The sequence below is a fragment of the Microcoleus sp. T3_A4 genome (assembly GCF_036700465.1).
In the GTDB taxonomy this organism is placed as follows: Bacteria; Cyanobacteriota; Cyanobacteriia; order Cyanobacteriales; family Microcoleaceae; genus Microcoleus.
This window is the reverse complement of sequence record NZ_JAUBOY010000087.1, coordinates 1-12,530: the sequence shown is the minus strand read 5'-3', so window position 1 is coordinate 12,530 and position 12,530 is coordinate 1. Positions and strand designations below refer to the sequence as shown.

Below are 12,530 nucleotides of genomic sequence, written 5' to 3'. Positions count from 1 at the left end.
GGCAATCGTTTGGGAGTTTTGTGTCTCCGAATCTATCTTCCTTTCCTTCTGCTTGAATATCTGCGGAATGTGGGCTGAAAATGGGAAAGGAACAACTATCACATCACCTTTTACAAATTCTGCCATGCTTCATCCTCCTCTAATCTTAACCAGTCTTTTTGCAAAGAAGATTCACTGAGCAGGCTTGCTTCTAACTTATCTTTATCATACTTGGCTTTGAGAAATTGCAGAAAATCCCAAACTTCTTCTAATATAAATTCGGGGATATTATCCACTTCTTTAATGAGCAATTCTTTAGCGTTCATGTCATTTACCTATAAAGACATAGTAACTGTTAATCTATGATAGCATCCTTGAGATTAGCAGCGCTCAGTTGCGATCGCTCCCCATCTTCATGACCGACGGACAACCGCAAGCAGCCCGCCAAATTCCGGCTGACGCTCAATCCATCCTCGCTTAGCTACCAGATCGCATCCGCATCGCCCTCATTACCCGCGCGGCGGCTATTGAGTATCCCATCGAAGCTGTCGTTGAAATGGCGATCGCACTTTATGTCTTTTTCTCAACGCGCAGGCTATCGCTCTTTTTAGCCTAAAAATGGCTATCGCCGATGCCAGCAAATAGCCAGCGAATTAGAAAGAAAGCTGCCAGAATTCGCTCAAATAGAAGCGGAACCAAATCGAGAAATTTAACTCGCGAAGTTAAAGCAATTGTTAGTTGAAATCAGAACCCCAATATTTGATTGTGCTAAATAATTGCAGCATTTGCCAGGATACAGCAATACTGTTGATATTAATGCGAAAAATTATATCGAAAGTAATCCTAAAATCAAAACTTTTTCCATTGAAGGTGGCAACTGGTGTTTTTGCCGAAGTTCCTGAGTTTGTGATCGCGCAAATATAAAAGCCAAGTTGCAAAATTCTTAAACTACCTGATTGCTAATCAAGATTTGTTCCAGCAGACAACATCCACAATTTGCGGGATGATGGAAATCGAACAGGTGGAATTGAACCGGAATAAGAGAGGGCACGTCAGCGCCATCGCGAACAACTAGAATTATACAAACAAAAGGAACAAGAGCAGAAATATCGCACTCAAGAACAAATGGAAATCGACAGCAAAAACGAATACAAATAAATTAAAAACCGGGTTTCTGATAAAACCCGGTTCCCATAAACCCAAGCAAGACTAACACAGATCAAACCTCAATTTTTTAATAATTTCACCCCCATTTTTACCTTGTCCAAAATCGTCTTTTGCGAGACACAAGTAATCAGACACAGCTTGCCGCAATTCAAAGTATCGCGACGGACTTCCTGAGCTTTTTCTCCGTACCAAATCTCGCGGGCGCTGGCATTTTTCACATTACCAATTACCGGGAACTCATCGCACAATTTCACATCGCCGCGCGTATCAATCCAGTAATTGCGGAGTCCAACGCGACAAGGACGAGTTGAATCAGGAGCTGTTTCTTCGGCAAAGTGAGGAATCATCAATCGCAACACTTCATCGCTGTTCATAATCGGAGCACCGTTGTTCTTCATTTCAATTAGCTGCTCGATTACTTGTGCAAATTCCTCCATGTCTTCTTTTTCAATCCACAATTCCTCGTATGTTTCTGGTGTCCAGCGGTTGACTGGTTGGAAGTTCACCGTCGTCGCCCCCATTCCCTGAGCCCAGGTGACTATTTCCGGGAGGTGGCGGAAATTGAGTCGGTTCATTGTCGGTTTGACGTTGATCGGAAACAGGACGTTCTGTTTTTCTTGTTCTTCGCGCAGATAACCGATTCCTTTAGAAAGCCGATCGAACAATCCCGGTTGACCCCGCAAATAATCGTGCAGTTCTGCATTCGGCCCGTCAACTGACATATTCACATTAAAAGGACGAGCAGCGACAGTTTTGGCTGCGTTTTCCCTGGTCATGCAATAGCCGTTGGTGGTGACGCCGGCGTGAATGCCATTTTTATTCGCAAAGGCAAGTAAGTCTAGAAAACCTTTTTTAATATAAGGTTCGCCGCCGCTAAAGTTGATTGAAAATTCGCCCACAAATTCTTTGACGCTCAAGAGGGCATTTTGCCATTCTTCGATCGTCATTTCGTCTTTATATTCTTTGAGCCGCCAATACTCGCACTGCCGGCATTTTACATTGCAGCGCTCGTTGACAATCCCGTAAAAAGTGACTGGGCTTGTCACGTCGTATCCTGTATTGATCCGCAGCGATTCGGCCACTGCACTCTTGGTGTGCTTGACGCCCAGTCTCGATAATGTTAAAGCATCCATGTCTTTTTTCCCTTACGTGTTGTTACTTAAGTCAATTTCTCGATCCCTCTTTGCTACGTATGATTACGTATTTTGGATTACGTATTTCTTTTGAGTACGTATGCCCCATCCTAAGTGTTCAGTTTGGGTATGGCTAGATGTTTGTCAAATATTTATAATATTAAAACTTGTAACATATTAGTATTTCCAATCAGTTAAGCAGATTTTTGTGTCAAAACATGAACGATGCTTAATAATTGCCAAAATATAGGGGCTTAAGATTGACTTAATTTAATAATTGTAGTTTTTGTTTAAATTGTGTTAAATAACTTAATACCGTTTCTCAGTAAAACTACTTACGTAAACGGTATCAATAATTTATTGTTATAGTGAAATGAGCAGCCACTACAGCAGTTAACTTCACACAAGCTTTACAATATGGGAATTTAAGTATTTACACGGCAAAAAATGGCGACAAACATGGGACGATATTTGCACGTACTGAAATTGTTCTGGGGTGCGGCGATCTCCGCGGAACTAGAATACCGAATCAACTTTGTCCTCGCGGCCATCAGCAGCCTCGGAAATCTTGCGGGCAGCTTGTTTGGGCTATTTTTGTTTTACCGTACCGGTTACACGTTTTCTGGGTGGAAATGGGAAGAAGCCTTAGTTGTACTCGGTATTTTCACGATTTTGCAGGGGTTTTCGGCAACCTTTCTAGCACCTAATCTCAGCCGTATTGTCGATCGAGTCCAGCAAGGTACTCTCGATTTCGTACTCCTCAAACCCATCAGTTCCCAATTCTGGCTATCTGCAAACACAGTTTCGCCTTGGGGAATCCCAGATTTAATCTTGGGCACCGTATTGCTGCTGTATGCTGCTAACAAATTGGGAGTAACAATCGGCAACTATTTTTTAACAGCAATACCGCTGTTATTCGGAACTATTACTCTTTACAGTATATGGTTTATGTTAGGGGCAACCAGCATTTGGTTTGTCAAAATTTACAATGTTACCGAAGTTCTCGAAGGATTGTTAGAAGCGGGTAGATTTCCCATGGCAGCTTATCCTGCAGCTTATCGATTTTTCTTCACTTTCGTAGTTCCCGTTGCCTTCTTGACGACTGTGCCTGCAGAAGCCATGCTGGGGAGAGGTGAAATCGTTTGGATCGCAGGGGCGGGAATATTGGCGATCGGGCTGTTATTTTTCTCCCGCTACTTCTGGCAATTTGCCCTCCGCTTTTATACCAGCGCTTCCAGCTAGTTAAGTAGGTAGGTAAGCTGCTGCAGATCTAGATTGTCTATTATGTTTGAGAGGGAGAGGATTTGACACGTGGGGAATAGGGAATTTAAATATACATTTAAAAGGCAAAACAGCTTATCTAAAAAATATTTTCTTCTATTTACTTAGATAGTTAAATAAATGTAATATTTCAACCTATCCTGGAAATGTAAACTGGAAATAAACCACGCAAACGCAGGCAAACCAATGAAAAGAAAAAAACTGGGTAACAGTAATTTTACTATCAGCGCGATCGGTCTTGGAGGTATGCCAATGTCCTTAAGTGGCCGGCCGCCCGAATCGCAATCAATTGCGGTAATTCACCGCGCCCTCGATTTGGGTGTCACCCTAATTGACACCGCAGATTCCTACTGCCAAGATCAATCCGACAAACACCACAACGAACACCTGATTGCCAAAGCTTTGCAACAGTACAGCGGAGATGTTAGGGCCGTTACAGTGGCCACTAAAGGCGGCTTAATGCGGCCTCAAGGTGCGTGGACGCGCAACGGCAACCCCCATCATTTACGCAAGACAATTCGGGAAAGTTTTGAAGCATTGGGCGGCAAGGAACCGATCGACCTTTGGCAATATCACTCACCCGATCCCGCTTATACCATCGAAGCAGCCCTAGCACCCGCAAAAGAAGCCGTAGAAGCAGGAATGATTCGATTTATTGGAGTTTCCAACTTTTCTGTAGAGCAGATCAAACGCGCCCGCGATACAGTAGAAATTGTCTCTGTTCAGAATCAATATAATCCTTGGCACAGACAGCCAGAATCAGACGGCGTACTGGAATATTGCGAAACCGAAAAACTGACATTTTTTCCTTGGAGCCCTTTAGGAGGAAGCCGCCGCGCCACAAGCTTGCAAGATATGCCCGCGATCGCCAAATTAGCAGCAGAAAAAAACGTTTCAGTTTACTGTATAGTATTAGCTTGGTTGATGGCCCAATCGCCCTGCATAGTTCCGATTCCCGGTGCGACCAAAGTATCGAGTATTGAGGACTCTGTGCGGGCGCTCGAAGTTAAATTGACTGACGAGGAATTGCAACAAATTGCCGTAAGTTAAGTAGATAAGGCCCACAAAAACAGTAGAACAGGCAAGATGCCTGTTCCACAAAGATAACTTAATTGTGGGGTGGGTTTTTCAACCCGCCCCTGAAAGTGGGATTTAATGAATAAAGTTGACATTTTTTGAGGAATTGAATTTAATGGAAGCTAATCAAGTGAATGCCGATCGAGACGTAGCAATTGAACATCAAAACGTACCTGTCGCCCATGAAGGACTGCACAATTTTTTATACAGTTCCGACTCAGAACACAGCGCAGCAGCCACTATTACTGAATTAGAAAACGACGGCACGCAAGTAATGTCGATCGATACATGGCGCGATTTGGCAACTAACGCGAAAGTCGCCGGCGTTTACGCTGTAATGGACACTTCCCGCAACACTCAGTTTATAGGTTATTCGCGAAATATCCTGCTTTCAATCAACGGTCACATTGCCCAAAATGGCGTTGAAAATTGCGCTTTCCTGCGTGTGCAAACTTTCAAATTCCCAAAGCGGGAAGAAATGGAAAGTTTGCGCGATGCTTGGATAGCAGAAATTGGCAGCATTCCGCCGGGCAACGGTGCTGACAGCGAAATGTGGGCGGCTACGGTAGGCCAAGCAGCCCGCGCTGCTATGTCTGCTGAGGAACAAAAAGGTTATGAGGAAAAGAAGCTGAAATTACGCAAAGCAATGGCAGATTCCACTCTTACCAAAGAGTTAGAAACAGCCGCCGAAAATGATAGCGAACGACACCAACATCTGGAAGCTGCTGTTAACAATGATGATTGGAGTGCGGTGATTCACTCGCAAACTCAGGAAACAAAATCCGATTCCTAAATCGGAAAAATGTTTGTAATTCTGAGATATTGTACTATTTTTAGAACGGGCCCGATGCCCGTTCCACAATACATTAAGTTTATTGTGGGGCGTTGCTCATAGCCCGCCCAAAATACTCAATCTTAATCATCAACAACTGATCGGGATTAATGACTAACTTTGCGTTCAGTAACTAAAGTCAAACTTACCCATTCACCCCGATCGTTGTAACTGCGAATCATCCGAAACCGCAAGTCAGGTTCTACCAACCAACCTGCCTCGAAAAATATAGGTTTTCTGGATTCAATCTTGACAGGTAAAGTGCAAGAACCACCGTCAGGAAGCAGCACAACTTGCACGGGCATAGCACCTTCGTTAAAATTTAATACAGAACCGTCAATGCTGGCGCTAGAACTGATAACAGTAGCATTACTGCCAAAAGTAATTTTCTGCACTAGGCGATCGCTACTTTCCAAGTGCAATTGCAGTTTGGTAGAATAAAAGTCTGGAGAACGCAAATCTGGATACATTGTCACCGCCTCGCCCTGCCACTCTCCCAGCAAATCGTCAACAGTTAAAGGCGGACGTTCGGGGACATTTTTATCAAGCTGCTTTTCCCGAATTAAGATAAGTGTTGATAAATTGCCGTCGGTATTGTATGTCAGAGGGAAGCGCAACCGACGATAATTGTAGATAAAACCAAACTCTGCACCGCACTCAGAATAAGGCGCTAGTTGAATAGTTCCCTGACAAAAAGCTCCATTCTCAAAAAATAGGATATCTCGTCCCAAACTTTGATATTCTCGAACAAGTTCGCTCACTTCCGGTTCGCCGACACCGCTAGGATTTGGGGAAAATCGACGGAGTTTCAGTCGCACATTTTTGTTGTCATTGAAACCTTCGATAGAAATAATGCTAGGAGTATCTTGAAGTACCTCTCCTCGTGGCGATAACTGGGTAAAAGAACCGTGCCATTCTCCCAAGTTTTGCAGAAAGTTTTCCCATTGTGATACCATATTTTTACCGTTGGATATATGTCTAAAAATAGAATTATAACTCTGCTGACGGATTTTGGATTAAGCGATGTTTATGTGGGAGTGATGAAAGGTGCGATCGCCCAAATTAACCCGCACTTAAAAGTCATTGACATTACGCACCAAATACCATCTCAAAATATAGCAGCGGGGAGGTTTTGTTTGATGACTGCTTTTGCTTATTTTCCGCCGGAAACCGTACATATTGCTGTCGTCGATCCGGGGGTGGGAAGCAAGAGACGCCCTGTTGCGATTAAATGTGCTAATTGCTTTCTTGTTGGGCCGGATAACGGGTTGTTTAGCGGGGTGTTGAGTCGGGAAAGTGCGATCGTATCTGTCGAACTCACCAACCCCAAATACTGGCGCACACCTCAACCCAGCAGCACTTTCCACGGTCGCGATATTTTTGCTGCAGCGGGCGCTCACTTGGCGAATGGGGTGGCTTTGGAAGAGTTGGGGCAGGTGATCGACCCTGCAAGTTTAGTGCAGTTAGAGATACCAAATTGTGCCGTTACAGCCACAGGTATAGAAGGCTGTGTTCAATATGTCGATCGCTTCGGCAACCTAATTACTAATATCCCCAATAATTGCATTATAGGTAACAATTGGTCAGTAACAATTAGCCATAGTTCTGATGCCATTCGCATTCCCAGCGGTAAAACCTACAGCGACAGCGAACCGGGCGATTTAATTGCCATAACTGGTTCTGACGGTTGGGTAGAAATTGCCGTTAATGGCGGCAGCGCTCAATCTGTATTAAAATTGGAATGCGGAGCGATGGTGCAATTGCTTTTTGAAACTAACAATTAAAACCATCTCTTTCAGTCCCTTTCTGGTGGAAAATTGTTCGTGTAGAAGCGATTTCAATAGACTGTTTCATATCTGAATAAAAATTCGACTATTTAGCCAAATTAAACACAATAATTATTAACTTCAAAAAGGAGCCTATTTTGAGGTAAAATCAATCCTGATGCTTCCTCAGTTAACAAGTGGTTGTATATTGTATCCGCTTGCCAAAAAGATTCTTGAGGCAAAAATCTAAATATTGAGGCAGCAACATATTGTTTTTCTTTTTCAAAGCTTATCCAGTTTCTTGATAATTGTTCTGCTGCATAACCCGTAGTATTAGAACCCGAAAAAATATCTACTACCAAGTCTCCCGGTTCAGTAAGAAAATTTATAAAAAATGTCGGTAGTTTTTGGGGGAAACGTGCCGGATGAGCCTTAACATTAAACTCTTTGCACCAACGCAAGTATTGAGAATTACTTTCCGAATTAGAAATTTCTAGCAAATTAGATGGAATAGCACCTCCATTATCTTTGGAAAATCGATCGCTAATATTGTGACCGGAAGGGCGTTCTTTGGGCGTGTAAAATTCATCAGCATTTTTCAAAAGTTTTTTCATTCTCTCAGAATACTCTACTTTGACTTTACTAATATTCGCTTGAGGCTGATTCGTTTTGGAAAGCCACCAAACAGTATTCACAGAATCTTTAGCCCGGATTTTCTTTTTATTCACCCACTCTATAGGAGATGGAAGTTTGGAAGGATTAAACCAGAAAAATTCTTGAGCAAGTTTAAATCCATACTCGTCGCATAACCTAATAAGCACGCGGTAATTGTACAGCGATCGTACAGGTATTCCTTTTTGATAAGCACCTCCAAGGTCTATAACAAAACTTCCAGTATCCTTGAGAACTCTTTTAATTTCAGGAGCAAAGCCCAGCAGCCAATCAACATATAAATCTTGATCTTCATTTCCATAACTCTTTTGGCGTTGCAGTGCAAAAGGAGGGGATGTAATCACCAAATCTACAGAATTGCTAGCAAGACTATTCAGGAGATGAAGAGAATCTCCCAAATAAGATTGACCGTATTTGGTGGTGTAAATAGGGGCGGGCAAAATGTTACTCATGCTTAATTTAGATTAGTTTAAGGTACAACAGACACAGCCTACTGTCATTATAGCAAAATCCGTACTCTCAGTCTTACTAAATCCGTACTTTCAGTACGTTGTTTTGTGTGCAAATTCTTCGTACCATTCAAAAAGCGAACTTTCAGTTCGTTTTTATGAATTGTGAGGGGTATGAATTACAAAGAAGCCAGACAACAATTTGCGGCCAAGGTAAGTCAGTTACGCAGAGAAAAAAGGATGACACAGGACGAGTTAGCAGAACTCATAGACAAGACTACTGACTATATCAGCTTATTGGAACGCGGTGAAAGATCGCCATCCTTTGAAGTTATTTTCGCTCTAGCTGAAGCGCTCGATGTACCCGCTACTTATTTAATCAGTTTTAGCCAAAGCGGCGAGAGTACAGCTCTCATTAGCACCCTAATAGCTGAACCAGTTTCTCCCTCGGTTGTGGAGCCGGTTGAAGAGGCTGTTACCACGGAAGCAGAACGCATTTCAGATGCTAAGCGGCTAGAAAATGCTATGAAAAGTATCCAAGAATTGCAAAATCTGGCTAGTGAATATGGTATTGCGGATATTTTTCAAGATAACGGGGGAAAGACTTTACAGTTATTAATCCTTTTAGGGCTGCGGATATCGCCTGGGCGTGAAGGAAACGATGCTATTGATGCTGAAGGAAAAGAATACGAACTTAAAACAATAAATATTGCTCTCAATAGAAGCGGTGGGGTCACTACTCACCATCATTTGAATGAAATTATACTTGACAAATATCGCAGAGTAGAAGCTTGGTATATTGGACTGTATGAAGGCATAACTCTCAAAGAGATTTATAAACTTACACCGGAAATGCTGGAACCTAAATTTAAAGAATGGGAAGAAAAGGTGAGGCTAAGAAACGAGCCGCTAAACAATCCTAAAATTCCCTTAAAGTTAGTAAAAAAAGGGCAACTTGTCTACTCTTACAGTAAATAATAGTTGCCCGATAGTGTTTAAAGGGGATTAGGTTGTGTTTGTGTATAAACGATACGTTGCCTACAGGTAGCGACTTTTACACTCAAGCTACCACGAAATTAACCAACTTTCCAGGCACCACAATTACCTTTTTAATCTCCTTACCTTCCAGGTGACGCTTAGCCAATTCAGACTCGCGAGCAAACTTTTCCAACGCAGCTTTATCAGCACCAGAAGGCACTTGAATTGTGCCGCGAGTCTTGCCCATAACTTGAATTACCAGCGTAATTTCATCGGTAATTAATGCAGATGGATCGACACTAGGCCAAGTTTGCGTATGCACCGATTCACTGTTACCCGTATTGTGCCATAACTCATCAGCAATATGCGGCGCAAAAGGCGCTAACAATCGAATCAAAGTGTTAATTCCTTCTGCATAAACTGGCGAATCTTTACATTTAGCATCATTCAAAGCATTGCTGAGTTTCATCATTTCCGAAACAGCAGTATTGAACTGATAATCGCCCTCCAAATCTTCGCTAACTTCCTTAATTGCAGTGTGAATTGCCCGCCGCAAATCCTTTTCAGGTTTACTTAATTCCGCATTCTCTCCTGCTTGATCGGGGGTGGCAGGGACTCGTCCAGCAAACTCTGTCACCACGCGCCAAACGCGATTTAAAAAGCGAAATTGCCCTTCCACATCAGCGTCATCCCACTCCAAATCTTTCTCTGGCGGTGCTTTGAATAAAATAAACATCCGCGCCGTATCTACCCCATATTTGCCCATAACTTCCAAGGGGTCAACGCCATTGTATTTTGATTTGGACATCTTCTCGTAGAAGACTTCCAAAGCTTCGCCAGTTTGAGGATCTTTGGGATTTGCGGGGTCTATATCTGCTGGGGGAACGTATTTGCCAGTAACAGGGTTTTTATAGGCCATTGCTTGCACCATGCCTTGAGTTAACAGGCGTTTAAATGGTTCGTCACAATTGATTAAACCCCGATCGCGCAAAACCTTGGTAAAGAAGCGCGAATACAGTAAGTGCAAGATTGCGTGTTCGATGCCGCCCACATATTGGTCTACGGGCATCCAATCATTTGTCTTCGCCGTATCGAAGACTTGCTCTTGATTTTGAGCATCGGGATAGCGCAAGAAATACCACGAAGAATCGATAAAAGTATCCATCGTATCTGTTTCCCGCTTAGCCGGAGTGCCGCAACTCGGACAAGGAACGTTTACCCATTCTTCCATCTTTGCCAAGGGCGAACCTTTGCCAGTAAATTGTACATTTTCCGGCAACAATACGGGCAAATCTGATGCGGGTACGGGGACTGTTCCGCAGGTGGGACAGTGAATTACGGGAATCGGAGCGCCCCAATAACGCTGTCTGGAAATTAACCAATCTCTCAAGCGGTATTGGATTCGGGCTTTGCCATAGCCTTGATTTTCGGCATGGTCAATAATCGCTGCTTTGCCTTTAATTGAATCCATGCCGTTGAAGTTTTCGGAATTAATCATAATTCCTGGTTCGGTGTAAGCTTCAGTCAGCGGCAACTCATCATCATCGACAATTACTACTTTAATTGGCAGTTGATATTGATTGGCAAATTTGAAATCTCGCGTGTCGTGGGCTGGTACTCCCATGACTGCGCCGGTGCCGTATTCGTACAGCACATAATCGGCTATCCAAATGGGAATTTCTTCGCCGTTGAAAGGATTGATTGCTTTGCCGCCTGTGGGGATGCCGCGCTTTGGTTTGTCTTCGGCTGTGCGATCGATCTCGCTTTGGGCGGCGACTTCTTTGATGAAGGTTTCTACGGCGGCTTTTCTGTCTGCGGTTGTCACGCGCTGAGTTAGTGGATGTTCCGGCGCTAAAACAACGTAACTGACGCCGTAAACTGTATCGGGACGTGTGGTGAAAACGGCGATTTTTTCATCCATGCCGACAATCGGAAATTCTAAGTAAGCGCCGACTGATTTGCCGATCCAGTTGGCTTGCATTAATTTGACTCTTTCGGGCCAATCTGGCAATTTGTCTAAGTCGTTTAATAACTGTTCGGCGTAATCGGTAATTTTGAGGAACCACTGCCGCAATAATTTGCGCTCGACTTTGGCACCGGAACGCCAGGAACGACCTTCGTTATCTACTTGTTCGTTTGCTAAGACTGTTTGATCTATGGGGTCCCAATTAACTGCCGCTTCTTTTTGATATGCTAATCCTGCTTCTAAAAATTGTAAGAAAATCCATTGAGTCCACCGATAATAATCGGGAGAACAAGTTGTAACTTCTTTTGTCCAATCAAAGGAGATGCCGAGACGGCGAAATAAGCCTTTCATTTGGGCAATATTTTCATACGTCCATTTTGCCGGGGGAATTCCGCGCTCGATGGCGGCATTTTCTGCGGGCAAACCAAAAGCGTCCCACCCCATCGGATTCAATACCCGATAACCTTGCATTCGCTTGAGTCTGGCAATTACATCGATGATTGTGTAGTTGCGGACGTGTCCCATGTGCAGGTTTCCCGACGGGTAGGGGAACATGGATAAGGCATAAAATTTAGGCTTTTGGGTTTCTTCTGGCATCTGGTCTAAGTTTTGCTCAGCCCATGTCTGCTGCCATTTTTCTTCTATGGATTGGGGGTTATATCTGGAATCCACAACAATTGCTCCGTGCAGGGTTTAGTAATGTTTGCTTCAGTATTTTTACACATTCAAGGGGCTTCGATTCTGATTTTTCTGAGCTCCAAGGATTTTGGCTCAAATCTCTGTATTATATATTGTAGTATATGTAATTTTAGCTGGGGGGCGATCGACAAAATATCCCGGTTCGCCCTGAAAAGAATAAGACTTACGCACGGGTGGTCAGAAACCGGGTTTTTACCAGCATACTTCGTTACAGTCGGCCAAACCGCAAAAAACCCGGTTTTTTTGGTCTTGATGCGTAAGTTTTAAAAGAATAAATAACCCCAATTCCCAGAAACCATATTTCTGAGAGAAACCGGGTTTCTTAGCATTTATTCCGGCTTAAATGCTATCTGGATCGCACAGCAATGTACCTTTCAATTTGTCATCTGGTCGGGGCGGGTTTACGAGATTATGGGTTTGAGGCAATTATTGTTGGTGAAACCCGCCCCTACATAGATATAGTAATTTCAAATAAATGTGAGACAAATGCAAGATGATGTAAAATTAAGAAAAATTGTTAACTCGGAGCCG

Annotated in this window: 10 protein-coding genes; 5 read left to right on the top strand and 5 right to left on the bottom strand. The window is 43.3% G+C overall.

Annotated features, from left to right (window positions below; genetic code table 11):
* Positions 1 to 110: 110 nt before the first annotated feature.
* Positions 111 to 305, bottom strand: a complete 195-nt coding sequence (locus QUA07_RS28805) for a hypothetical protein (protein WP_333212262.1) — start codon at positions 303 to 305, stop codon at positions 111 to 113.
* Between the two features lie 900 nt (positions 306 to 1,205).
* Positions 1,206 to 2,279, bottom strand: a complete 1,074-nt coding sequence (locus QUA07_RS28800) for a radical SAM protein (RefSeq protein ID WP_333332366.1) — start codon at positions 2,277 to 2,279, stop codon at positions 1,206 to 1,208.
* Positions 2,280 to 2,726: 447 nt separating this feature from the next.
* Between QUA07_RS28800 and QUA07_RS28795 the strand changes: the two genes are divergently transcribed.
* The 3 genes from QUA07_RS28795 (at position 2,727) to QUA07_RS28785 (ending at position 5,430) form a co-directional block, all read left to right on the top strand.
* Positions 2,727 to 3,521: an ABC transporter permease gene (locus QUA07_RS28795; protein ID WP_445242814.1), complete on the top strand. Its 795-nt coding sequence runs from the start codon at positions 2,727 to 2,729 to the stop codon at positions 3,519 to 3,521.
* Between the two features lie 225 nt (positions 3,522 to 3,746).
* Positions 3,747 to 4,610, top strand: coding sequence for an aldo/keto reductase (locus QUA07_RS28790; RefSeq protein ID WP_333080210.1), 864 nt, complete (start codon positions 3,747 to 3,749; stop codon positions 4,608 to 4,610).
* Positions 4,611 to 4,752: 142 nt separating this feature from the next.
* Positions 4,753 to 5,430, top strand: a complete 678-nt coding sequence (locus QUA07_RS28785; RefSeq protein WP_333332362.1) for a GIY-YIG nuclease family protein — start codon at positions 4,753 to 4,755, stop codon at positions 5,428 to 5,430.
* Positions 5,431 to 5,576: 146 nt separating this feature from the next.
* On the opposite strand, the gene QUA07_RS28780 is transcribed toward QUA07_RS28785, so the two are convergent.
* Positions 5,577 to 6,425 carry a DUF3598 family protein gene (locus QUA07_RS28780; RefSeq protein WP_333332359.1) on the bottom strand — a complete coding sequence of 283 codons (849 nt, stop codon included), beginning with the start codon at positions 6,423 to 6,425 and terminating at the stop codon, positions 5,577 to 5,579.
* An 18-nt stretch (positions 6,426 to 6,443) separates the two neighbouring features.
* Between QUA07_RS28780 and QUA07_RS28775 the strand changes: the two genes are divergently transcribed.
* Entirely contained in the window at positions 6,444 to 7,253 is an 810-nt protein-coding gene (locus QUA07_RS28775) for an SAM-dependent chlorinase/fluorinase (RefSeq protein WP_333332356.1), read from the top strand.
* 101 nt (positions 7,254 to 7,354) lie between these two features.
* Here QUA07_RS28775 and QUA07_RS28770 read toward each other — a convergent pair whose 3' ends face one another.
* Positions 7,355 to 8,305: a site-specific DNA-methyltransferase gene (locus QUA07_RS28770; RefSeq protein ID WP_333332352.1), complete on the bottom strand. Its 951-nt coding sequence runs from the start codon at positions 8,303 to 8,305 to the stop codon at positions 7,355 to 7,357.
* Positions 8,306 to 8,530: 225 nt separating this feature from the next.
* Here QUA07_RS28770 and QUA07_RS28765 point away from each other — a divergent pair, with 225 nt between their 5' ends.
* A complete protein-coding gene (locus tag QUA07_RS28765; RefSeq protein WP_333061804.1) occupies positions 8,531 to 9,334 on the top strand; it encodes a helix-turn-helix domain-containing protein in 804 nt (267 codons plus the stop codon).
* A gap of 82 nt (positions 9,335 to 9,416) precedes the next feature.
* Here the strand turns inward: QUA07_RS28765 and leuS are convergent, their stop codons facing one another.
* Positions 9,417 to 11,972, bottom strand: coding sequence for a leucine--tRNA ligase (gene leuS, locus QUA07_RS28760; protein ID WP_333332348.1), 2,556 nt, complete (start codon positions 11,970 to 11,972; stop codon positions 9,417 to 9,419).
* Between the last annotated feature and the right edge of the window lie 558 nt (positions 11,973 to 12,530).